Genomic DNA, 21,720 nt, shown 5'->3' with positions numbered 1-21,720 from the left:
AAAAAAACGGAGCCGCTCGGCTCCGTTTTTTTGTGACTGCGAATAACTTCAGCTTATCGCCAGCACAACCGGCTCCGCCTGTGTCTCGCGTCCCAACGCAGTCGCAAGTTCGGTAAGGCGCGCACTCAACTGCTGCGCATCCGGCGCACAAAGCGTGGCATGACCGACCTTGCGACCAGCACGTTCCTGCTTGCCGTAGTCGTGCCAGTGCGCATCGACAGCGCACAGCACGGGAGCGGCATCGGGCAGATCGCCGATCCAGTTGAACATCGTCGACATGCCACGTGCCGCGGTGTCGCCGAGTGGCAAACCAAGCACGGCACGTACATGATTTTCGAACTGGCTCGTATGCGCGCCTTCGATCGTCCAGTGGCCGGAGTTGTGCACGCGCGGCGCCATCTCGTTGCCAAGCAATTCGCCGTCCTTGACGAAAAGTTCGAGCGCGAAGACGCCGACATAACCCAGGCGTTCCGCCAGCGTACGCGCCAGCGTGGTGGCGCGTTGCTGCAACTCGTCGATATCCGGCGCTGGCGCCAGGCTCATCGACAATACGCCGTCGGTGTGCCAGTTGCGCGTCAACGGCCAAGTGCGGAAATCGCCATCGCGGCTGCGCACCGCGATCACCGACAGCTCGCACTCGAAAGGCACAAACGCTTCCAGAATCAAACCGTGTTTCGACGCCTGAGCACCCAACGCTTCCCATGCCGCGTCGGCCTCAGCCGCGCTCTTGAGACGAAACTGGCCCTTGCCGTCATAGCCAAGCCGACGCGTCTTGAGGATGGCCGGCGCGCCAACGGTGGCGAGTGCACGGTCCAGATCTCCGCGCGTAGCCACCGTCATGAAGTCCGGCGTCTGCAGGCCGCACTCACGAAACAGATTTTTTTCGGCCAGCCGATCCTGTGCGATGGCCAGTGCATGCGGTGCGGGAAAAACGGCAACGTGTTCGGCTAGCCAGTGTGCGGTTTCGGCCGGCACGTTCTCGAAATCGAAAGTGACGACATCGACCTGCGCGGCGAAAGCCTCAAGCGCGGCGTAGTCGGTCCAGTCTGCGACCACCAGCGGTGCGACCTGTCCCGCACATGCATCCGTGGCGCTATCCACAACAAGCGCCTTCACGCCGAGCGGCGCGGCAGCGATCGCCAGCATGCGCGCCAATTGCCCACCGCCGAGGATGCCGAGGACGGCCTGTCGACGCTCACTCATTGACGTGGATCCGGTTGCTCCAGCACGGCCTGGGTCTGTCGGCTGCGCCAAGTGTCGAGCGCGGTTGCCAGTTCCGGATCGTGCAACGCCAGCACGGCGGCGGCGAGCAGGCCGGCATTGACTGCGCCTGCGCGACCGATGGCCAGCGTGCCGACGGGAATACCCGCAGGCATCTGCGCGATCGACAACAGCGAATCCATCCCGTTGAGCGCCTTGGACTGCACCGGCACGCCGAAGATTGGCAAGCGCGTCTTGGCTGCAAGCATGCCGGGCAAATGGGCGGCGCCGCCAGCACCGGCGATGATCACCTGGATACCGCGCGCTACCGCATGCTCGGCATAGGCAAACAGCAGATCCGGCGTGCGGTGAGCGGACACCACCTGGACTTCATGCGGCACGCCCAATTCGGCCAGCACGCTGACCGCGTGCTGCATGGTTTCCCAGTCCGAACGTGAGCCCATCACCACGCCGACGCGCGGCGGATTGGTTGCTGCTGTCATGGTCCAGCCGTCCAAAAACGGCTATTGTACGGGCTTTCCTCCACCTCGACACCTTCAGCGGGCCTCATGGACAAGCGTCTTCTCGACATCCTTTGCGACCCCGTGAGCAAGACGCCGGTGCGCCTGTTGGGCAAGCCGGAACTGGATGCATTGAACAGCGCGATCGCCGCCGGAACCGTCGAATCGGTCGCCGGCGTGACGGTTCGCGAACGGCTGGCCGAAGGCCTGATCACGGTCGACCGGAAGGTTGTCTATCGGATCGACGACGGCATTCCGGTCATGCTTCCCGAGGAAGGGATCGGCACCCTACAGCTGACGGATTTCCCCGCCGCAGCCTGAGTTACGGCACTTTGGTGACCCTCCGTGCATGACACGGACACATCATTTGGCTTATCGTCACACTCCGCGAGGCGTGCGTTCGCCGCGTACGCAATGCTCCACAGGGGTGTGGCAATGAACGAAGCCAGCGATCCATCAAAGGTGGTGAACCTCAGTCCTCGCCTGGACGCCTCGAGCCAGCGCGTCGGCGAATTGCTGAATGCCGTTCGCAACATTGCCGGCCGGCGACTGCAGCAATGGGTCGGCAATGCGTTTGAACACGTCGATGACGCGCTCTTCGATCTTGCCGAAAAAGCCGAGAACAACGCGGCACAGATGCACTACTTCGACGGCATGCGCGATGTGCGCAAGCGCCGGCCCACGGTGGAGCGCAACTTTCTTGCGGCGATCAACCGCGACCTCGGCGAACTGGTGCATCCGCAGCAGCCCTCGTTGACTAACGCATCGGCGCAACCGGGTTCCGTAGAGCTGTCGCTGGTGGCCGACAACGAACTGGAAGAATCGCTGGCCATCACCAGCATGATCAGCAAGAACGAATCACGGCTGGCCCGCGACCTGTTCACGGTCAACCAGCGTTTGTCGGTGATCTGCGGTGGCCACAAGATCGACGATGCCAGCAATCCGGTGGCGCCTGCGATCCTTGCACAGGCATTCCGGCGCGCGCTGCATGAACTCAGCGCGGACATGCGCGTGAAGCTGATCATCTACAAGCTGTTCGATCGCTACGTGCTCTCGTCTCTCGAAGAGCTCTATCAGGAAATCAATGTCGAGCTCGTTCGCGCCGGCGTGCTCCCGCAACTGCGACTGGAAATTCCACACAACGCGAATGCTGGCACCGGTACGCGAGCAACACCCGCTCAAGCCAGCGTCGAACAGGCTGCGGGCGTCGTGGCGGGCACCGACGAAGCCGGCGAGATTCCAAGCGATCTCCTGCAGACGCTGCACGCATTGTTCAGCGCGCGTCGCGGACCTGCCGCCGGCATGTCGATGGGAAGCGATGGCGGCATGGTTTCCGTGCCGAGCGGGCCGTTGCCGTCGGCCAATGAACTGCTTGGCGCACTCAGCGTGCTGCAGAGTCAGATCGCCAGCGCCGGGCCGCTGCCGCAAGCGCGTCCCGGCGATGCGGCCGATCTTGGCCGTGAAGTCATGCAGCTCAAGAGCCAGTTGCTGAGCCAGATCGGCGCACTGCGCGGCGAGCGCCCGGCGCATGTTGCCACGATCGACGAAGACACCATCGATCTGGTCGGGATGCTGTTCGAGTTCATCCTCGAAGACCGTAACCTGCCGACCCAGATGCAGGTGCTGCTGGCGCGTCTGCAGATTCCGTATCTCAAGGCGGCGATCCTCGACCGCAAGATGTTCGCGCATCGCCAGCATCCTGCGCGTCGACTGCTGGACGGGCTGGCCGAACAAGCCAAGGGCTGGTCCGAAGAGTCGGATCGCGATCACCGGTTGCACGAGAAAGTGAAGTCGATCGTCGAGCAGCTGCTGCACGATTTCGACGACGACATGGGCATCTTCGATCGGTTGCTGATCGACCTGCAACAATTCCAGGACATCAACAAGCGTCGTTCCGAACTGGCCGAACAACGTGTGGCCGAGTCCACCCAGGGACGCGAGAAACTGGAACAGGCCCGTCGTCGCGCCGCCCGCGAAATTCTCGATCGCATCGGCGAGCAGAAGCTGCCGCCGCTCGTCCATGGCGTGCTGTCGCGCGCCTGGGCTAATCATCTGGTGCTGACGATACTGCGCCAAGGCGAGTCATCGCCGGAGTTCAGGAGTGCGCTGCATTTCGTGGACGATTTCATCGCCAGCACGCGCACGTCGAACGACCCGCAAGGTCGCCAGATGTTGCGGCAGACGTTGCCCGGCATCGAACGCGCCCTGCGCTTGGGCCTGGCCAACGTCGCGTTTCAGGATCAGGACATCGAGCGCCTGCTCGCGCAGTTGCACACCTACTATCGCCAGCAGCTCGGCGAGCCTGTTGCGGTCAGCGAAGAGATCGCCGAACAAGTCATTCCCAGCAGCATGCAGCCAATTGCCGAACGCGATGCGCTGGAAGAAGACGATGTCATCGACGACACCGTTACCGTGCCGCCGGACAGCCCCGAATGGCAGATGGTGCAGGCACTGCAGCCCGGCACCTGGCTGGAATTTGCGTTGGCGGATGAAGCACCGACGCGCGCAAAACTTTCGTGGATCAGCCCGATGAGCGGACGCTATCTCTTCGTCAATCGGCGCGGACTGAAAGTGGCGGATTACGCGCCGCATGAACTCGCCGTGCTGCTCGCCGATGGGCATGCGCGCATTCTTGCGGCCAATGCGCTTTTCGATCGCGCGATGACGGCCATCGTTGGCAAGCTTCAACAGCCCAGCGCATCGGATACCGAATGAGTGTCGATTTGTCGTCGGCATTGCCGAATGCCGACCAGATTCGAGCCGATGTCGATCGCGCCTTCGCCGAAGATCTGGGTCCAGGCGATGTCACTGCCGAATTGTTGCCCGCCAACGCCGCCGCCCGGGCGGAACTGACCTGCAGGGAAGACGCCGTGATCGCGGGTACCGCGTGGTTCGACGCGTGTTTTCGCAGTATGGATTCCGCCGTTCGCATCGAATGGCTTGCCCTCGATGGTGAGAAAGTTCCGGCTGGCAGCGTTATCTGCAAGCTGTCGGGACCGGCGCGGGCGTTGGTGAGTGCCGAACGCTCGGCGCTCAATTTCCTTCAACTGCTTTCGGGCACTGCAACCATCACCGCGCGTTACGTCGCTGCAGTCGCTGGCACGAAAACGCGCGTACTGGATACGCGCAAGACCATTCCGGGACTTCGGCTCGCGCAGAAATATGCGGTGCGATGCGGCGGTGGATTCAACCACCGCATCGGTTTGTACGATGCCATCCTGGTCAAGGAAAACCACATCATCGCTGCCGGCAGCATCGCTGCTGCAGTGGAGGCCGCGCGCCGGCTTCACCCCGATTTGCTGCTCGAAGTCGAAGTCGAAAACCTCGACGAGCTCTCACGGGCGCTGGATGCAGAAGTCGACCGGATCATGCTGGACAACTTCAGCGTCCCGCTGATGCGCGAAGCGGTGCAGAAAACGGCAGGGCGCGTGCCGCTGGAAGTTTCCGGCAATGTGGACCTGGAAACGATTGCCGAATACGCCCGCACCGGCGTCGATTTCATTTCCGTCGGCGCGCTGACCAAGCACGTGCGAGCCGTCGATCTGTCACTGCGGCTGCAGTTGCACTAGACGCCCCGAGCCGCTTGCGCGGCGGGGTTGGCGCCCACACACTGCATGCATGAGCGATCTCCATACGCTGTTCCTGTTGCTGCTGCTCGGCGCGGTCGTTGGCCTCTGGCTGAAATTCAGCGCCGGACGCGACCGCGCCGTGCGCGAAGCGCGGCGGCAATGCGAGCGGCACGGACTGCAGTTGCTCGATGAAACCGTTGGCCTTCGCGCGCTGCGTCTTCGCCGCGTCAATGGATGGCAGGCGATCGAACGTTGCTATGGTTTCGACGTGAGCATCGATGGCGACGACCGCGAACCGGGTCGCCTGTGGATGATCGGAAACGCCATGACCGGTCTGAGCCTGCCGACCGTGAAACTGGTTTCACCGCAAGAGGCTGTTGCCTCGTTGCTGGCGACGGCCAGCACAAGCAACGTCGTCCCGATCGATCGGCAGCGTCAGACCAATAACCGACCGCACTGATTCCGGTTGTGCGTGGACGGCGCGTTACTTGACCACGCGCAGGAACGGCGCACCGCGTTTTGGCTTGTCGCCACCACCATCGTTGCGCGGCGGCGGTTCGTCGCCCGGTTCGCTCGCAGGCGACGGCGGTGTGTCGCCACTTTCATCGGCCGGAAACATCATTCCCTGACCGTTCTCCTGCGCGTACAGCGCGAGTACCGACTGCACCGGAATATGGATCGCCTGGCTGACGCCGGAGAACCGCGCCTGGAAACTGATCCACTCGTTGCCGAGGTCGAGGTTGGCCACTGCACGCATGGCCAGGTTGAGCACGACCTGACCGTTCTTGATCACCTGCGGCGGCACGCGCACACCTTCAAAGCCGGCATCGACCAGCACATAAGGCGTCAGGTTGTTGTCGCTGATCCAGTCGTAGATCGCCCGCAGAAGGTACGGGCGGTTGGAACTCATCGACGTGCTTTCATTCGTACTCATGGGTTTGTCGCATGGCCTTTTCTTGATCGGTCATGCTGCGCGCAAAACCCTGACTGTGAAACAAACGCTCGCCGTAATCGACGATCGGCTTGCCTTCGCGACCCAGATCGACACCGAGCCACGGCAACCGCCAGATCACAGGCGCCACGAGGCAATCGGCCAAGCTCATTTCCGGATTCAGGAAGAACTTCGAAGCCTTGAACAGCGGCAGCGTGGTGAGCAGATGCTCGCGCAGGCGCTTGCGCGCAGCGTCGGCCGTACGGCCTCCCGCGCGGATGATATCGACCTGCGGCAGCCAGTCTTTCTCGATGCGCACGGCGGCCACGCGCAAGCGTGCACGCGATTGCGGATCGATCGGCATCAGCGGCGGATGCGGATAGCGCTCGTCGAGGTATTCGCAGACCACCGACGTATCGAACAGGGTGAGGTCCCGGTCAACCAGCGTCGGAGTGCTGACATAAGGATTGAGATCGACCAGGTCTTCCGGCGGCTTGGCCGGATCGACCAGTACCCGTTCATAGCTGACGCCTTTGGCGGCCATTACCAGTCGAGCGCGATGACACTGGATGTCATCGGCTGTGGTGTAGAGCGTCAGTACGGCACGCGAGCGAGCGCTTTGAACCATGCGCGGTTACCCCCATCGGTGAGACGGATGCGGCGGCTCTTGGCCGCCGCATCCGGATAATGCCATCCGTATCAGTGGACGTCTTTCCAATATTCCTTTTTGAGCACATAGGCCAGCAAGGTAAACAGGGCCAGGAACAGCACCACCCAGATGCCATAGTGCTCACGCTGCAGGGCCGCCGGCTCGGAGGCGTATTGGAGGAAACTCGTCAGGTCGCGCGTCGCCTGCTGGAACTGCTCCGGCGTCAGCTTGCCCTGATGCGCCAGCTGCAGCTTTTCCACTTCATCGCTGCTGCCCGACTTCATCACCGCGGTCTGCGTGCCCTGCAATTCCCACAACGGGAACGGCATGGCGGCATTCGGCAGTGCCGTGTTGTTCCAGCCGATCGGGCTGTGCGGGTCGAGGTAGAACGAATTGAGATACGTGTAAACCCAATCCGCACCCTTGGCGCTGACTTCGAGCGAGAGATCCGGCGGTGCCTTGCCGAACCAGGTGGCGGCGGATTCGGACGGCATCGGCGAAATCACCGGATCGTCGAACCTCGCGCCGGTGAGGTCAAAGTTCTGCATGACCTCCTGCTGGGACAGGCCGAGGTCGTCCCCAATGCGCGAATAGCGCAGGTACTTCAGCGAATGACAGCCGACGCAATAGTTGAAGAACAACTTGGCGCCACGCTGCAACGCCGCCTGATCGCGCACGCTGGAGCCGGACGCCATCAAGCCGTGCCCCTCTTCCGCATGCGCAGGAATCGTGCTCGCCAACAGGCCGAGCGCGAGCGCCAGCGATGGCAGGAATTGCTTCATCAGGGATCCCCGTTTCATCAAGTTCTGCCGCTTAGTCATGCACCGTCACCCGATCCGGAACCGGCTTGGTCTTCTCCCAGCCGAAGTACGTGTAGGCCCACAGAAACACGAAGAAGCCGAAATAAATGATGGTCATCACACGACCGAACAGGTTTTCCCAGAACGTCAGGTCGACGTTGCCAAACCACTCGGGAATGACCTCGGCGGTAACACCGGCGCCGACCGCACCCAGACCGAGGAACGCCACCACGAACAACCCCAGGCTCACTTTGTAGCCGGTGCCGCGATAGCGGATCGACTTGACCTTGCCGCGATCGATCCAGGGCATGAAGAACAGCACGGCGATCGCGCCAAACATTGCCAGCACGCCCCAGAATGCCTGACCCAGGAACGACGGGATCATCCGCACGATCGCGTAGAACGGTGTGAAGTACCAGACAGGCTTGATCTCGGCCGGCGTGACCAGGTTGTTGGCCATGATCGAGTTGTCGTGCTCTAGGAACCACCCGCCAAACGTCGGCGCAAAGAAGATGATGAACGCGGCGATCAGGAGGAAAAAGCCCACGCCGACCAGATCCTTCACCGTGTAATACGGATGGAACGGAATACCGTCGGTCGGCTTCAGCGCATCCCAGCGATTGCCCTTGGGGCCTTTCTTGATTTCCACGCCGTCCGGGTTGTTCGAGCCCACCTCATGCAGCGCGGCGATATGCAGCACAACCAATAACAGCAACACCAGCGGTAGTGCGATCACGTGCAACGCGAAGAAGCGGTTGAGCGTGGCGTCGGCGGGCAGGAAGTCGCCCATGATCCACTCGACCAGTGCGCCGCCAATTTTCGGAATCGTGCCGAACAGGGAGACGATCACCTTCGCGCCCCAGAACGACATGTTGCCCCACGGCAGCACGTAGCCCATGAACGCTTCCGCCATCAACACCAGGAAGATCAGCATGCCGAGCAGCCACACCAGTTCCCGTGGCTTCTTGTACGAGCCGTACATGATGCCGCGGAACATGTGCAGGAACACCACGATGAAGAACAGCGAGGCGCCGGTGGAATGCATGTAACGGATCAGCCAGCCCCACTCCACGTCACGCATGATGTACTGCACCGAGTCGAAGGCTCCCGCCGCGCTCGGGTTGTAGTTCATGGTGAGGAAGATGCCGGTGACGATCTGGTTAACCAACACCAGCAACGCCAGCGAACCGAAGTAATACCAGAGGTTGAAATTCTTCGGCGCGTAATACTCGGTCATGTGCGTGCGGTACATGGGCATCAGGCCCGGTGCACGCTCGTTGACCCAGTCGCCGATGTTGGTGAATACGTTGGCCATTACGCAGCCCCCTTCGGATCCACGCCAATCTGGATGGTCGTGTCGTCGATGAAGTTGTACGGGGGAATCTGCATGTTCTTCGGTGCCGGCACGCCCTGATACACGCGGCCCGCCATGTCATAGCGCGAATGGTGGCACGGGCAGTAGTAGCCGCCCTGCCAGTTCGGATCGAACGGTTCGGGTTTCATTTCGCCGACATAGCCCGGCACGCAACCCAGGTGCGTGCAGATGCCGACCATCACCAGCCATTCCGGCTTGATCGATCGGGTGCCGTTCTGTGCGTACTTGGGCTGCTGGTCAACGGTCGATTTCGGATCGACCAGCCGCGTGTCCTGCGCTGGCAATACCGCGAGCTGCGCCGGCGTGCGGTTGACGATGAACACCGGCAGGCTGCGCCAGCCGACGATCAGCTGCTGACCGGCCTCGATCTTTTTCAGCGACTGCGTAACCGGAGCACCAGCGGCCTTGGCGCGCGCGCTGGGTTCCCACGACTTGATGAAGGGCACAGCTGCCGACACGATTCCCAGACCACCAACCACCGCGGTGGTTGCTGTAAGGAAACGGCGGCGGCCGTGATCGACGACTTCGTTCGCCATCAGGCTCTCCGGTACTTGTACTTGCAATGCATGGTGGGGTTTTGGGCCCCGCAAAAATCGCGTTAGTGTAGCGTCAGGCCCTGGCCCGTACAATAAAACCGCAACACCGGGCGCGAGCAACGCCATCGCCCCGCACCACTCGCCACGACAGCCGGATTTCCCTTTTCGACATGAAACATGCCGCCGGCACTTTTGCCTTCATCGCCCGCTTCGTCGTTCTCGGGCTGGCGGTCGCGTTCGTGGTCAGCCTGTTCTGGCCGGGAAGTGGAGAACGCCTGCGCGCGCGCTTCGGGTTGCATTCGACGCCTGCCGCGATCTTAACCGCCCATGTCGGAGCCGGCCCGGTTTCTTACGCCGACGCGGTGGCGGCGGCAGCGCCATCGGTGGTGAACATCTACGCCAACAAGATCGTCAACGAGCCGGCGATCCAGATGTACACCGATCCGACATTGCAACAACTCTTCGGCGGCCAGCCCACGACCTATCAGCATCGCGAGCAGACACTCGGCTCCGGCGTGATCGTCAGCGCGCGAGGGCAAGGGTACGTACTGACGAATTACCACGTGATCGCCCAAGCCGAAGACATCCAGACCCTGCTCTACGACGGGCGCGTCGCGAAGGCGACGCTGGTGGGCGCGGACGAGGAAACCGATCTAGCCGTCCTGCGCATCGACGCAACCAACCTTCCAGCGATTCATCTGGGCGATCAATCGCTGCTGCGCGTCGGCGATGTCGTGCTGGCGATCGGCAATCCTTTCGGACTCAACCAGACCGTGACCATGGGCATCGTGAGCACCATCGGCCGCCAGTTGAACAGCTCAAGCGCGGAAGATTTCATCCAGACCGATGCTGCGATCAACCTTGGCAACTCCGGCGGCGCACTGATCAACACGCAGGGCGAACTGGTCGGCATCAACGCCTTGCTGATCGGCAAAGGCCAGGCCGCCAATGCTGAAGGCATCGGCTTCGCTATCCCGGTGGCAACGGCGCAAAAGGTTCTCGATCAACTCATCACCACCGGCCATGTAGTGCGTGGCTGGCTCGGTGTCGACTACACCTTCGTTCCCGTTCCGGCCAACAGTGGACTGCCCGCGGCGGCGCGCGGCGTGCAGGTGACGGACGTCTATCCCGGCGGCCCGGGTGCGCAGGTCGGCATCCTGCCGCACGATGTATTGCTGCGCATCGGTGATGACGACATTCGCGATCCGGCGGACCTGCGTCGTCGCGAAGCGTCGCTCAAGCCCGGCAGCACGGTGGAGGTTTCCGGTCTTCGCAACGGCAGTCCGTTTCACGTCAGCGTCGTGCTTGCACAACGGCCCACGATGAGTGCCAGCTCGGCCGCGAGCGACGGCTAGAAACGCGTTTCGTCAGTTCGAACCGCTCGCCGCCAGCGGCGGATGCAGCGCCGCGCCATAGCGCTTGCGCAACGCACCGACGCGAACCACGTACACCTGCGTTTCCGCGTACGGCGGCACGCCGCTGTAACGCTGCACCGCGCCGGGACCTGCGTTGTACGCAGCGGCGGCGAGTTGCTCGTTGCCGTTGAAGTCATGCAGCAGCAGGCTGAGATAACGCGCGCCGCCGCGAATGTTCTGGTCGGTGTTGAACGCGTCGAGCACACCCATGTCGCTCGCCGTGGATGGCATCAGCTGCATCAACCCTTGAGCACCCTTGAGCGACATCGCGCGTGGATTGAACGCGCTTTCCGCGTGGATGATCGCGCGCAGGAACGCCTCGTCCACGCCGTATTCCGTGCTCGCCGCGCGGATCACGTCCGCATACGCCGTAAGGTTCAACGACACGCTGCCCCAGTGGATCGGCGAATGCAGGTTGCAGGCCAGGCACTCGGCGATATAACTGAACAACATGGTCACCGAATGACCCTTCTGGCTCACCGAGGGCAGGTTGGTGTATTCGACGCTGCCATCAGCTCGCACGATGCGGTACACGGCGCCGCGCAACACGCGGCTGGCCGGGTCGTTGTTCATCGCAACCGGCGCGATCGCACCGCTGTGCGACTCGTGATAACTCCAGTGCCCGGGCGTGCCCGCGCCGACCGCCGCCAATGGCAGCTTCGCGGTTGTATCGGCCGAACCGCGTACCCATGCGAGCGATGTGCGCTGTAAGAGCACATCGCCCAGCGCGCGCGCGCTGGTTTCAGCCGAACCCTGCACGCGCGCCAGTGACGTCGATATGGAAGTGTCCATGGCGATATCACGCGCGGTCGTGTCGACCGAACCTTCGACCCTGACGAGCGAGCTGAGCAGCGGCTTCACCCGGCGACGGGGCGCATCGCTGCCGAACGTGCTGATCTTCTTGCAGTCGTGATATCCCGCCGTGCTGCTGCTGTAGACGATCTCGCCTTGCACGCCGGTGCAGTGATAAAGCGCGCCGGCCGTGGCCGCGGAACACCACGCCATTCCCGACAACAACGCGCACGCCAGCGCGACCCGGTAAAGGATCGAACGAAACGGGAAGCCCCAATCGAGCCTTTTGACGCTTCCCCCGTGACTGGCGACATCGAGCATGGGCGCAGTGTGCCGTCATGCGATGCCGCCGCCAAGCGCGCCATGGCCGTTTCGTGCGCCACGACGCATGGGAAGCAAACCCGTTCAATTGGTTCAACGCCGAGCGCAAGTGCTTGATCTGCCATGGCGATTGAGTGGCGACGCGACTCCAGCGCGGTTAAACTGCGCGGTCCGGCGAATGCATGCAGGCGCCTCCAACGAATTCGGCATCGATGTCCATGAGCGGTACGCCAGCTTCCATGAAACTATTCATCAAGACCCACGGTTGTCAGATGAACGAGTACGACTCGGCCAAGATGGCCGACGTGCTGAAGGCTTCGCACGGCATGGAATTGACCCAGGACGAAGCTGAAGCCGATGTCATCCTGATCAACACCTGCTCTATTCGCGAGAAGGCACAGGAAAAAGTCTTCAGCCAGCTCGGCCGCTGGAAGCAGCACAAGAAGGGCGGCAAACCGGTGCTGATCGGCGTCGGCGGTTGCGTGGCATCGCAGGAAGGCGATGCGATCGTCAAGCGCGCGCCCTATGTCGACCTGGTGTTCGGCCCGCAAACGTTGCATCGCCTGCCGCAATTGATCGACGCCCAGCGTGCGAGCGGCTTGCCGCAAGTCGACATCAGCTTTCCCGAAATCGAGAAGTTTGATCGCCTGCCCGAGCCACGCGCCGAAGGTCCCAGCGCGTTCGTCTCGATCATGGAAGGCTGCTCGAAATACTGCAGCTACTGCGTGGTGCCATATACCCGCGGCGAAGAGATCAGCCGTCCCTTCGATGACGTGCTGGTGGAAGTGTCCCAGCTCGCCGCGCAGGGCGTGCGTGAAGTGAATTTGCTTGGCCAGAACGTCAACGCCTTTCGCGGCCCGATGCATGACGGCGGCATCGCCGACCTGGCCGTGCTGATCCATGCCATCGCGCAGATCGACGGCATCGGCCGCATCCGCTTCACCACCTCGCATCCGCTGGAGTTTTCCGACTCGCTGATCGAGGCCTACGCCAGCGTGCCGCAGCTCGCCAACTATCTGCATTTGCCGGTGCAAGCCGGCTCCGATCGCATCCTGAGCGCGATGAAGCGCGGCTACACGTCGCTAGAGTTCAAGCAGAAAATCCGCAAGCTGCGCGCCGTGCGCCCGGACATCTGCGTGTCGTCGGATTTCATCGTCGGCTTCCCCGGCGAAACCGCCGAGGATTTCGAAAAGACCATGAAGCTGATTGAAGATGTCGGCTTCGACCAGAGCTTTTCCTTCGTGTTCTCCTCGCGCCCGGGTACGCCGGCCGCCAACCTTGCGGACGACACCACGGCCGCTGAGAAACACGAGCGCCTGACGCGACTGCAAGCTGCGATCAATGCCAACGCGAAGAAGATCAGCACGGCGATGATCGGCAGCGTGCAACGCGTGCTTGTCGAAAAACCGAGCACGCGCGATGCGAACGAATTGACTGGCCGCACCGAGAACATGCGCTTCGTCAATTTCCCCGGTCATCCACGCCTCATCGGACAGTTCGTCGACGTGGTGATCACCGACGCGATGGCCAACTCGCTGCGCGGGCGCCTGAAAATCGCCGAAGACATCGCCGCCTGACCGAACCGTGGAAGCGCACCCTGTGCGCGATACTCATTGGCACACGGCGTCGCGCACAACCGAACGGAGTCCCTTGTGGACAGGGTGCGCTCCTACCGGCAACAGTCCACCCGAGCATCTATCGACATCCATCCATGACCGACACGCTTACCCAACGCGACTTCCATCTCGATCCCGAAGACAACGAACGCCTCGCCAATCTGTGCGGTCCATTCGATGAACACTTGCGGCAGATCGAGCTGCGCCTCGGCGTGGAGGTCAACCATCGCGGCTGCGTGTTCCAGGTGATCGGTGAAGAAGTAGCTGTGAGGGCCACCGAAAAAGTTTTGCGCGCGCTGTACGACGCAACCACCAGCGAAACGCTGACCGGCGCGCGGGTGCATCTGTACCTGGCCGAATCCGGTATCGATGCGATCGCCGATGCATCGGCAGAAAACACGCAGGACGTCACGATCCGCGTGAAGCGCGGCGTCATCAAGGGCCGCGGCCCGAACCAGTCGCGTTACCTGCACGCCATCGCCACGCACGACATCAATTTCGGCGTTGGCCCGGCCGGCACCGGCAAGACGTATCTCGCGGTGGCCAGCGCGGTCGAAGCGCTGGAGGCCAACCGCGTACAGCGCTTGTTGCTGGTGCGCCCGGCGGTGGAAGCCGGCGAAAAACTCGGTTTCCTGCCGGGCGATCTTTCGCAAAAAGTGGATCCGTATCTGCGTCCGCTCTACGACGCGCTGTACGAAATGCTCGGCTTCGAGAAAGTCGCCAAGTTGATCGAGCGCAACGTGATCGAGATCGCGCCACTCGCCTACATGCGCGGTCGCACGCTCAACGATTCGTACGTGATCCTCGACGAGGCGCAGAACACGACGGTCGAGCAGATGAAAATGTTCCTGACGCGCATCGGCTTCGGCACCGTGGCCGTGATCACCGGCGACGTCACCCAGGTCGATCTGCCGCGCAGCACGCGCTCGGGTTTGCGTCAGGCCATCGAAGTGCTGCGCGGTGTCGAAGGCATCAGCTTCACGTTCTTCACCTCGCGCGACGTAGTGCGCCATCCACTCGTCGCAAAAATCGTGCGCGCCTATGAATCCTTCGAGCAGAAGGACGAAAACATTCGATGAGCGGCGCGGCGCTCAAGCTCGCGGTGGGTTATGCGCTGCCGCGCGCAGGGCTGCCTTCGTCAACAAGCTTCCGGCGCTGGGTCGACGCCGGCTTGCATGGCGCACGGCATCGAAAAGCCACCGAGTTGTCGATCCGCATCGTCGATACCGATGAAGGACACGCGCTCAACCGCGATTATCGCGGCAAGGATTACGCCACCAATGTGTTGTCCTTTCCCGCCGAATTTCCGCCCGGCGTGAAACTGCCGCTGATCGGTGACCTCGTGATCTGCGCACCGGTTGTGCTGCGTGAAGCCACCGAACAAGGCAAGCCGCCGCGCGATCACTGGGCGCACCTGACCATCCACGGCGTGCTTCACCTGCTCGGTCACGACCACATCGATGATCAGGACGCCGAGCGCATGGAATCGCTCGAAACCCGCATCCTGGCCGGCCTCGGCATCGCCGATCCCTACCTGTAGAAGCGCACCCTGTGCGCGATGCTTTCCGCCGATAACGAAGATCCATCGCGCACGACCGAAGGAAGTCCTATTGGACAGCGTGCGCTCCTGCAGACTCTGAACCGCCACGATTTTTCCGTTAGAATCCGGCTTCCGCCCGCATCGGGCAGAATCCCAATAGTGATGAACGACGACCCTGGCAGTACCAGCGGCCCGGCGCACCGTACGTGGTGGGACCGACTGGGCCATCTTTTTTCCGGCGAACCGCGCAACCGCAACGAACTGATCGAAGAGTTACGCGCCGCCCAGACCAACGGACTGCTGTCCGTCGACACCCTCACCATGGTCGAGGGTGCGATCAAGGTCACCGAACTGAGCGTCGACGATGTGATGGTGCCGCGCGCACAGATCGTCATGCTTTCCGCCGAATCGAGCCTGCCTGATCTGCTCGCCGTGGTGGTGGAATCCGGCCACTCGCGTTTCCCCGTGCATGGCGAAGACAAGGACGAAATCCTCGGCATTCTGTTGGCCAAGGACCTGCTCAAATTCTTCGGCGCCGCCGAGCATTTCGACATCCGCGGCATCATGCGTCCGGCGGTGCTGATCCCCGAATCGATGCGCCTCAACGTGCTGCTGGCGGAGTTCCGCCTGACCCGCAACCACATGGCGCTGGTGGTGAACGAGTATGGTGGCGTCGCCGGCCTCATCACCATCGAGGACGTGCTGGAACAGATCGTCGGCGAGATCGACGACGAGCACGATGATGACGACGATCCCGAGCTGATGCACGAACAGCCCGGCGGCGACTGGCTGGTCAGCGCGCTCACGCCGATCGAGGATTTCAACGAGCAGGCCGGCACCGAATATTCCGATGAGGAATACGACACCGTCGGCGGCATGGTCACATCCGAGTTCGGCCATCTGCCGGAAGTCGGCGAGGAAGTCGTCATCGGCGACTATCTTTTCCACGTGACCGAGGCGGACGATCGCCGCGTGCAGCAGTTCCGTGTGAAGCGCCCGTCCGACAAATAGACGTCCATTTCAAAAGCGACACCACGATTCCATCGCGCACTCGTTGCGCCTTCACCTGATGTTGGTCGCATGAATCGTATTGGCTGCAAACTTGCCCTGCTCTGCCTGCTCGCTCTCGCCGCAGTCATGCCTGCGCATGCCGACGTTGCCAACGCACCCGGCAGTGATCTTCGCGTATCGCTGATTACCTACGGACCCGGCGCCATCTACTGGGAACGCTTCGGACACAACGCGATCGAGATTCGCGACAACGTGTCCGGCGAGTCGGTGGATTTCAACTACGGCGTGTTCGATTTCAACGAATCGAATTTCTTCCTCAACTTCGCGCGCGGCCGCATGCATTACATGATGGATGCGGAATCCAGCGCGCCGGAGCAGGACGGTTACAGGCAGGACGGCCGATCGGTCACCCGGCAGCAACTCGCGCTCAGCGCTGACCAAGCCGCCGCGTTGCGCGATTTTCTGTTGTGGAATCTGCGTCCGGAAAACGCCGGCTACAACTACGACTATTACGCCGACAACTGCAGCACCCGCGTACGCGACGCGCTGGACAAGCCCATCGGCGGACGCCTCAAAACGTTGCTCGAAGCGCGTCCCGCGCGCATGACCTTCCGCCAGCAGACTGCGCGCCTGATGAGTGCGCAGCCGTGGCTCATGCTCGTGATGGATGTGGGCCTGGGGCCATATTCGGATCAGCCGCTTACTGCGTGGCAGGAAACTTTTCTGCCGGAGGTATTAAAGACGCAGTTGCGAACGGCGCAAGTGGACAACGGGCACGGCGGATCGATTCCGCTGGTGCAGTACGAACAACTTCTGGCGCCCAATCGCCTGGACGTGCCGCCGGAAAACGCGCCGAACCTGAAATTGCCGCTCGGCATGGCCGGCCTGGTTTTCGCGGGGCTGCTCGTACTTACCCGGCGTCGTATTTCCGTCGGTTACGCGTTGCTCGGCACGCTGTATCTGCTGAGCGCGGGCGTGATCGGCCTGATCCTGCTGGCGCTGTGGATCTTCACGGCGCACCACTCGGCATGGGCCAACGCCAACCTGCTGCTGTTCAATCCGCTCGCGTGGCTGCTGTTGCCCGCGCTGTGGCGTTCACGTCGCGGCTTTGCGCCTTCGCGATTCGTCGATGGCGTGATCGTGCTGCAGCTGGTCGCTGTGCTCGCGGCGGTGCTTTTGCACCTGCTGCCCGGCGTCGTGCAGCAGAATCAGCCATGGCTGCTGTTTGCCCTGCCATGCTGGCTGGCACTGGCCTGGAGCCTGCGGCAAAACCGGTAATCCATCCGCAATTGCCCTGTCTTGAAGGGCGCGTCATCATGCGCGGATGAACCTGCTCACTCCCGTTCCTGTTGCACCGTCGTCGGCGCCCCAATCGATGGTGGTGAACTGCATTGCCTATCGCAAAGATGGCTCCCGCATCGGCGATGTCACGCTCGATGCGATCAGCGACATCCTCCAGCAGGACGGCACCTTCGTGTGGGTCGGCCTGCACGAACCGGATGAAGCATTGCTGCTGAAACTGCAGGAAGAATTCGGCCTGCATGACCTGGCGATCGAAGACGCGCACAACGCACACGAGCGCACCAAGATCGAAACCTACGGCGACTCGCTGTTCGTCGTGGTGCAGACCGCGCAGCTCGTCAGCGGCAATCTGGCGTTCGGCGAAACACATATCTTCATGGGCCCGCGCTACCTGGTCAGCGTGCGTCACGGCGCGTCGCTCTCGTATGCACCAGCGCGCCGCACCTGCGAGCACACGCCGGATCTCCTCGCACTCGGCCCGAGTTATGCGCTCTACGCCATCCTCGATTTCATCGTCGACAACCTGCTGCCGATCGTGCGCGACTTCCGCGAAGAACTGCAGCAGCTCGAGCAGGACATCTTCGCCGAAACTTTCAAGCGCAGCACCGTGCGAAGGCTGTACGACATGCAGCGCGACCTGATGACCTTGCGCCTGGCCGTCGCGCCGTTGCAGGACATCATCAGCCAGTTGGTGCGCCTGCACCCGAGCCTGATTCCCGACGAACTGCGCGCGTATTTCCGCGACGTCTACGATCACGTGTTCCGTGTCAACGAATCCATCAGCGCCATGCGTGAAATGCTCGGCGCCGCCATCAACGTCAACCTCTCGCTGGTCACCTTCGGCCAGAACGAAGTGATGAAAAAACTCGCCGGCTGGGCCGCCATGCTCGCCGCCCCGACCCTGCTCACCAGCTGGTACGGCATGAACTTCGCGCACATGCCCGAACTCGACAAACCCTGGGCCTACCCCGCCATCATCGTGCTGATGGCCTGCACCGTCGGCGGCATTTTCGTGGGGCTGAAGCGGGCGAAGTGGTTGTAGCTGCACGGCTGTAGGAGCGCACCCTGTGCGCGATATGTTCGCCGCAAGATTCATCGCGCACAGGGTGCGCTCCTACAAAAAGCTGAGCTGTGTGCCGCTGGAATCACGGGGTTCGAGCTTGCGACAGTCTCCGCATGCCCCAGCCACCCGGCCATCGCGCGTTGCGCAAAGGACGCGCATCGCTACCGAACCAGATCTATCTGGTCACCACAGTCACCGCCGGACGCGAACCATGGTTCCTCGACCTGGAATTCGCCCGGACCTTCTGTCGGTTGATGATCGAACCAACGACCTGGGGTGATTCGATTCCGCTCTGTTGGTTACTGATGCCGGACCACTGGCATGCGCTGATCCAGCTTGGTGAGCGAGACGATCTCTCAGTCGTCATGAACCGCATCAAGTCCATCACCAGCAAGCACATCAAGCCGATGAAGCAAGAGGCAGTCCACGGGCTATGGGCTCGTGGTTTTCACGATCACGCGCTGCGACGTGATGAAGACATCCGCGCTGCAGCCCGCTACATCGTCGCCAATCCGGTACGCGCAAAACTTGTGGATCGAGCAGGCAACTACCCCTACTGGAACTGCATCTGGCTGTAGGAGCGCACCCTGTGCGCGATGGCTTTTTTGTGTGGGTGATCCGAAAAGCCGTCGCGCACGACCGAAGGAAGTCCCTTGTGGACAGGGTGCGCTCCTACATGGTCCACGGTAAAGTGCGGGCCACCGTTTGCATCCAAATTACTGCGCGGTTTTCGCCCCATCCTTAGCCGTCCATTCCTTCAACCACGCATTCACCGCGTCGTGCCATTGCACGCTGTTGTGCGGCTTCAGCACCCAATGATTTTCATCGGGGAAGGTAAGGAACTGGCTGGGAATGCCGCGACGTTGAAGTGCGGTGAACGCGCCCATGCCTTGCGTGATCGGGATGCGGAAATCGTTGCCGCTGTGGATCACCATCATCGGCACGCGCCAGTCGGCGACGTGATTGATCGGGTTGAATTTCTCGTAGTTCTGCGGATGCTCGTACTGCGTGCCGCCGTTTTCCCTTTCCTCGAACCAGAGTTCTTCGGTGTCGTAATACATCGCGCGCGCGTCGAACACGCCGTCGTGATCGACCAGGCATTTCCACGGCTGATTCCACACGCCGGCAATCCAGTACGTCATGTAGCCGCCATAACTCGCGCCGAGCGCACACGCGCGGTTGCCGTCGAGAAAGCTGTACTTGTCCAGCGCCGCTTTCCAGCCGAGCTTCAGGTCTTCTAGCGGCTTGCCGCCCCAATCGCCGGAGATGGCATCGGTGAACGCCTGCCCGTATCCAGTGGAACCGTGGAAGTTCACCGTCACCACCGCGAAACCCTGCCCGGCGTACGTCTGCGGATTCCAGCGATAGCTCCAGCCGTTGTCCATCGCGCCCTGCGGACCGCCGTGGATGATGAAGGCGACCGGATAGGTTTTGCCCGGCTGATAGCCGACCGGTTTCACGACATAGCCCTGCACGCTCGCGCCGTCCGCGCCCTTGAAGTTGTAGAACTCGAAGTCGCCGACCTTCGCATTGGCAATGGCATCGGCGTTGTAGTGCGTGATCTGCTTGAGGCCCGATCCATTCGCACTGGCGAGATACAAATCTGCCGGTCGTTTCAGGTCATCGCGCGCCAGCAGCAATTTGCCGCCGGCCATGGAATAGCCGTCCACCGTGCCGTCGCCCACCAGCCGCGTCGCCTTGCCGCTCGCCACGTCGATGGCGAACAACGCATGCTGGCCATTGTCGTCGCTCGTGGCGTACAGCGTCTTGCCGTCATCGGAAATCGTGACGCCGCCGGGCGAGCGATCCCATTGCGGATCGACTTCGCGTTTTGCACCGCTGGCGAGATCGAGCGCGGTGATCGCGAACCGATCCGACTCGGACGCCGGCGTCTTCATCGCCAGGTAGTACAGCGTCTTTCCGTCATGCGATGGCACCGGAAACGCATCCCACGCCTTGTTGTCGGCAGTGAGATTCTTCGGTGCCGCCGATCCATCCGACGGCACGCTGTACACATCGAAGTTGGTCGACCACGGCTCGCTGCTGCCGGCGATGCGCACATCGAAATACACGCTGCGACCATCCGGCGAAAACGCGAATTCGCTTTCGTCGCCGAACGGTTTGCTCGGCACATCGCCATCGATACCGCGAGTCAGCAGCGTCGGTTCGGCCGGCAACTGGCCCTTGCCGTCGAAGCTCGCGATATACAGCTGATTGCGTCGCTCGCTGGCCCATGTATCCCAGTGGCGCACGAACAATTTGGTGTACAGCGTGCCGCTGGCCTTGTCCTTGTCGCGCGCATCCGCGCGCTGCTGCGTGCAGGCGAGCGTGCTGCAATCGGTGAACACTTCATACGACAACAACACGCGCTTGCCATCAGGCGACAACTTGTAGCCGCCGACATCGAGCGGTGAATGAGTCACCTGCACCGCCGCCGCATGCTTCGCTGGATTCAGGCCGGTTTGGCCGCCCAAATCCACCCGCCACAGCTGCGCTACGCCATTCGCCGGCGCCACGTAATACAGGCTGCGTCCATCCGCCGACCAACGCACGGAGCTGCCCTTGTCGATCACCTTCACCGGCGGGCCGCCGTGCAGATCCAGCACAACAATCGCGTTGACACCCTTGTTGGCCGCATAGTCCGTGCTGCGCAAACCATAAGCGGCATAGCGACCATCCGGCGACAACTGCGGATCACTCACTCGATCCATCATCACCAGATCGCGCACGTTGAACGGATGCGCGCCCTGCGCCTTGACGAAGGTGGTATCCACCTCACCCGCCATCACAGGCATCGTCACCAGCGCCAGCAGAAGCGCAGCCATCAAAGGTTTCATCGTGATTTCCCCGGTTGAACAAAGTCGTGACGGTAAGCGTGGCGTGCACCGGACGCAAGCCGCATATGCATCGCGCTGGCGTATCGCCGGATACAGCGGCGAAGGTCGCCATCACCAATGCATTCAAGCGGCCCGCATCCCGATCCGCCCTTCGCGAAGTGCAACGCATGTGCTCCCGTGAGCGCCGCCAGCGCCGATCCCGGGCCGTTCGGCCCCTGCCATGGCGACAACTTTCTGACAAT

The 21,720-nt window shown here is 62.1% G+C and carries 21 protein-coding genes; 12 read left to right on the top strand and 9 right to left on the bottom strand.

Annotated elements, in window-relative coordinates; translation table 11 throughout:
* Positions 1-48: 48 nt before the first annotated feature.
* Positions 49-1,203, bottom strand: coding sequence for a 5-(carboxyamino)imidazole ribonucleotide synthase (locus GSQ73_RS16790; protein WP_158886030.1), 1,155 nt, complete (start codon positions 1,201-1,203; stop codon positions 49-51).
* On the bottom strand, positions 1,200-1,703 hold the full coding sequence (purE, locus tag GSQ73_RS16785; protein ID WP_158886028.1) for a 5-(carboxyamino)imidazole ribonucleotide mutase: 504 nt from the start codon (positions 1,701-1,703) through the stop codon (positions 1,200-1,202). Before purE ends, GSQ73_RS16790 begins: the two co-directional genes overlap by 4 nt.
* Before the next feature lie 66 nt (positions 1,704-1,769).
* Between purE and GSQ73_RS16780 the strand changes: the two genes are divergently transcribed.
* The 4 genes from GSQ73_RS16780 (at position 1,770) to GSQ73_RS16765 (ending at position 5,750) form a co-directional block, all read left to right on the top strand.
* Entirely contained in the window at positions 1,770-2,042 is a 273-nt protein-coding gene (locus GSQ73_RS16780; protein WP_158886026.1) for a hypothetical protein, read from the top strand.
* A 114-nt stretch (positions 2,043-2,156) separates the two neighbouring features.
* Positions 2,157-4,436 carry a DUF1631 domain-containing protein gene (locus tag GSQ73_RS16775; RefSeq protein WP_158886024.1) on the top strand — a complete coding sequence of 760 codons (2,280 nt, stop codon included), beginning with the start codon at positions 2,157-2,159 and terminating at the stop codon, positions 4,434-4,436.
* Positions 4,433-5,290: a carboxylating nicotinate-nucleotide diphosphorylase gene (nadC, locus tag GSQ73_RS16770; protein ID WP_158886022.1), complete on the top strand. Its 858-nt coding sequence runs from the start codon at positions 4,433-4,435 to the stop codon at positions 5,288-5,290. Before GSQ73_RS16775 ends, nadC begins: the two co-directional genes overlap by 4 nt.
* Before the next feature lie 49 nt (positions 5,291-5,339).
* Positions 5,340-5,750 carry a DUF3301 domain-containing protein gene (locus tag GSQ73_RS16765; RefSeq protein ID WP_158886020.1) on the top strand — a complete coding sequence of 137 codons (411 nt, stop codon included), beginning with the start codon at positions 5,340-5,342 and terminating at the stop codon, positions 5,748-5,750.
* A gap of 24 nt (positions 5,751-5,774) precedes the next feature.
* Here the strand turns inward: GSQ73_RS16765 and GSQ73_RS16760 are convergent, their stop codons facing one another.
* The 5 genes from GSQ73_RS16760 to petA all read right to left on the bottom strand — a co-directional run bounded on the left by GSQ73_RS16760 (position 5,775) and on the right by petA (position 9,581).
* Complete coding sequence (locus tag GSQ73_RS16760; protein ID WP_254063437.1) at positions 5,775-6,224, bottom strand: ClpXP protease specificity-enhancing factor; 450 nt, start codon at positions 6,222-6,224, stop codon at positions 5,775-5,777.
* Complete coding sequence (locus GSQ73_RS16755) at positions 6,211-6,849, bottom strand: glutathione S-transferase N-terminal domain-containing protein (protein ID WP_158886018.1); 639 nt, start codon at positions 6,847-6,849, stop codon at positions 6,211-6,213. Before GSQ73_RS16755 ends, GSQ73_RS16760 begins: the two co-directional genes overlap by 14 nt.
* A gap of 71 nt (positions 6,850-6,920) precedes the next feature.
* Positions 6,921-7,652 (bottom strand): cytochrome c1, encoded by a 732-nt coding sequence (locus tag GSQ73_RS16750; protein ID WP_158886016.1) that lies wholly within the window; start codon positions 7,650-7,652, stop codon positions 6,921-6,923.
* 31 nt (positions 7,653-7,683) lie between these two features.
* On the bottom strand, positions 7,684-8,985 hold the full coding sequence (locus GSQ73_RS16745) for a cytochrome bc complex cytochrome b subunit (protein ID WP_158886014.1): 1,302 nt from the start codon (positions 8,983-8,985) through the stop codon (positions 7,684-7,686).
* The gene (petA, locus tag GSQ73_RS16740; protein WP_158886012.1) at positions 8,985-9,581 is read right to left on the bottom strand and encodes a ubiquinol-cytochrome c reductase iron-sulfur subunit; all 597 of its coding nucleotides are present in this window, start codon (positions 9,579-9,581) and stop codon (positions 8,985-8,987) included. Before petA ends, GSQ73_RS16745 begins: the two co-directional genes overlap by 1 nt.
* 170 nt (positions 9,582-9,751) lie before the next feature.
* Between petA and GSQ73_RS16735 the strand changes: the two genes are divergently transcribed.
* Positions 9,752-10,936 carry a trypsin-like peptidase domain-containing protein gene (locus GSQ73_RS16735; RefSeq protein ID WP_158886009.1) on the top strand — a complete coding sequence of 395 codons (1,185 nt, stop codon included), beginning with the start codon at positions 9,752-9,754 and terminating at the stop codon, positions 10,934-10,936.
* A gap of 12 nt (positions 10,937-10,948) precedes the next feature.
* Here the strand turns inward: GSQ73_RS16735 and GSQ73_RS16730 are convergent, their stop codons facing one another.
* On the bottom strand, positions 10,949-12,109 hold the full coding sequence (locus tag GSQ73_RS16730) for a lytic transglycosylase domain-containing protein (RefSeq protein ID WP_158886007.1): 1,161 nt from the start codon (positions 12,107-12,109) through the stop codon (positions 10,949-10,951).
* A 218-nt stretch (positions 12,110-12,327) separates the two neighbouring features.
* Between GSQ73_RS16730 and miaB the strand changes: the two genes are divergently transcribed.
* From miaB to GSQ73_RS16695, 7 genes are all read left to right on the top strand, one after another.
* Positions 12,328-13,686: a tRNA (N6-isopentenyl adenosine(37)-C2)-methylthiotransferase MiaB gene (miaB, locus tag GSQ73_RS16725; protein WP_158886005.1), complete on the top strand. Its 1,359-nt coding sequence runs from the start codon at positions 12,328-12,330 to the stop codon at positions 13,684-13,686.
* A 134-nt stretch (positions 13,687-13,820) separates the two neighbouring features.
* Entirely contained in the window at positions 13,821-14,804 is a 984-nt protein-coding gene (locus tag GSQ73_RS16720) for a PhoH family protein (protein WP_158886003.1), read from the top strand.
* Positions 14,801-15,265 (top strand): rRNA maturation RNase YbeY, encoded by a 465-nt coding sequence (gene ybeY / locus GSQ73_RS16715; protein WP_158886001.1) that lies wholly within the window; start codon positions 14,801-14,803, stop codon positions 15,263-15,265. Before GSQ73_RS16720 ends, ybeY begins: the two co-directional genes overlap by 4 nt.
* Before the next feature lie 162 nt (positions 15,266-15,427).
* Positions 15,428-16,276, top strand: coding sequence for a transporter associated domain-containing protein (locus GSQ73_RS16710; protein ID WP_158885999.1), 849 nt, complete (start codon positions 15,428-15,430; stop codon positions 16,274-16,276).
* A 69-nt stretch (positions 16,277-16,345) separates the two neighbouring features.
* Entirely contained in the window at positions 16,346-17,554 is a 1,209-nt protein-coding gene (locus GSQ73_RS16705) for a DUF4105 domain-containing protein (RefSeq protein ID WP_158885997.1), read from the top strand.
* A gap of 46 nt (positions 17,555-17,600) precedes the next feature.
* Entirely contained in the window at positions 17,601-18,620 is a 1,020-nt protein-coding gene (locus GSQ73_RS16700) for a magnesium and cobalt transport protein CorA (RefSeq protein WP_158885995.1), read from the top strand.
* A gap of 161 nt (positions 18,621-18,781) precedes the next feature.
* The gene (locus GSQ73_RS16695; RefSeq protein WP_254063436.1) at positions 18,782-19,219 is read left to right on the top strand and encodes a transposase; all 438 of its coding nucleotides are present in this window, start codon (positions 18,782-18,784) and stop codon (positions 19,217-19,219) included.
* 138 nt (positions 19,220-19,357) lie between these two features.
* Here GSQ73_RS16695 and GSQ73_RS16690 read toward each other — a convergent pair whose 3' ends face one another.
* The gene (locus tag GSQ73_RS16690; protein WP_158885991.1) at positions 19,358-21,478 is read right to left on the bottom strand and encodes a S9 family peptidase; all 2,121 of its coding nucleotides are present in this window, start codon (positions 21,476-21,478) and stop codon (positions 19,358-19,360) included.
* Positions 21,479-21,720 lie beyond the last annotated feature (242 nt).

The organism is Rhodanobacter sp. L36 (genome assembly GCF_009765755.1).
Lineage (GTDB): Bacteria > Pseudomonadota > Gammaproteobacteria > Xanthomonadales > Rhodanobacteraceae > Rhodanobacter.
This window is presented reverse-complemented; position numbering and strand designations above follow the sequence as displayed.

Bases quoted from the DNA above. Each gene is read 5' to 3' on its own strand.
- GSQ73_RS16790 (WP_158886030.1), bottom strand. From the start codon at position 1,203: ATGAGTGAGCGTCGACAGGCCGTCCTCGGCATCCTCGGCGGTGGGCAA.
- purE (WP_158886028.1), bottom strand. From the start codon at position 1,703: ATGACAGCAGCAACCAATCCGCCGCGCGTCGGCGTGGTGATGGGCTCA.
- GSQ73_RS16780 (WP_158886026.1), top strand. From the start codon at position 1,770: ATGGACAAGCGTCTTCTCGACATCCTTTGCGACCCCGTGAGCAAGACG.
- GSQ73_RS16775 (WP_158886024.1), top strand. From the start codon at position 2,157: ATGAACGAAGCCAGCGATCCATCAAAGGTGGTGAACCTCAGTCCTCGC.
- nadC (WP_158886022.1), top strand. From the start codon at position 4,433: ATGAGTGTCGATTTGTCGTCGGCATTGCCGAATGCCGACCAGATTCGA.
- GSQ73_RS16765 (WP_158886020.1), top strand. From the start codon at position 5,340: ATGAGCGATCTCCATACGCTGTTCCTGTTGCTGCTGCTCGGCGCGGTC.
- GSQ73_RS16760 (WP_254063437.1), bottom strand. From the start codon at position 6,224: ATGAGTACGAATGAAAGCACGTCGATGAGTTCCAACCGCCCGTACCTT.
- GSQ73_RS16755 (WP_158886018.1), bottom strand. From the start codon at position 6,849: ATGGTTCAAAGCGCTCGCTCGCGTGCCGTACTGACGCTCTACACCACA.
- GSQ73_RS16750 (WP_158886016.1), bottom strand. From the start codon at position 7,652: ATGAAGCAATTCCTGCCATCGCTGGCGCTCGCGCTCGGCCTGTTGGCG.
- GSQ73_RS16745 (WP_158886014.1), bottom strand. From the start codon at position 8,985: ATGGCCAACGTATTCACCAACATCGGCGACTGGGTCAACGAGCGTGCA.
- petA (WP_158886012.1), bottom strand. From the start codon at position 9,581: ATGGCGAACGAAGTCGTCGATCACGGCCGCCGCCGTTTCCTTACAGCA.
- GSQ73_RS16735 (WP_158886009.1), top strand. From the start codon at position 9,752: ATGAAACATGCCGCCGGCACTTTTGCCTTCATCGCCCGCTTCGTCGTT.
- GSQ73_RS16730 (WP_158886007.1), bottom strand. From the start codon at position 12,109: ATGCTCGATGTCGCCAGTCACGGGGGAAGCGTCAAAAGGCTCGATTGG.
- miaB (WP_158886005.1), top strand. From the start codon at position 12,328: ATGAGCGGTACGCCAGCTTCCATGAAACTATTCATCAAGACCCACGGT.
- GSQ73_RS16720 (WP_158886003.1), top strand. From the start codon at position 13,821: ATGACCGACACGCTTACCCAACGCGACTTCCATCTCGATCCCGAAGAC.
- ybeY (WP_158886001.1), top strand. From the start codon at position 14,801: ATGAGCGGCGCGGCGCTCAAGCTCGCGGTGGGTTATGCGCTGCCGCGC.
- GSQ73_RS16710 (WP_158885999.1), top strand. From the start codon at position 15,428: ATGAACGACGACCCTGGCAGTACCAGCGGCCCGGCGCACCGTACGTGG.
- GSQ73_RS16705 (WP_158885997.1), top strand. From the start codon at position 16,346: ATGAATCGTATTGGCTGCAAACTTGCCCTGCTCTGCCTGCTCGCTCTC.
- GSQ73_RS16700 (WP_158885995.1), top strand. From the start codon at position 17,601: ATGAACCTGCTCACTCCCGTTCCTGTTGCACCGTCGTCGGCGCCCCAA.
- GSQ73_RS16690 (WP_158885991.1), bottom strand. From the start codon at position 21,478: ATGAAACCTTTGATGGCTGCGCTTCTGCTGGCGCTGGTGACGATGCCT.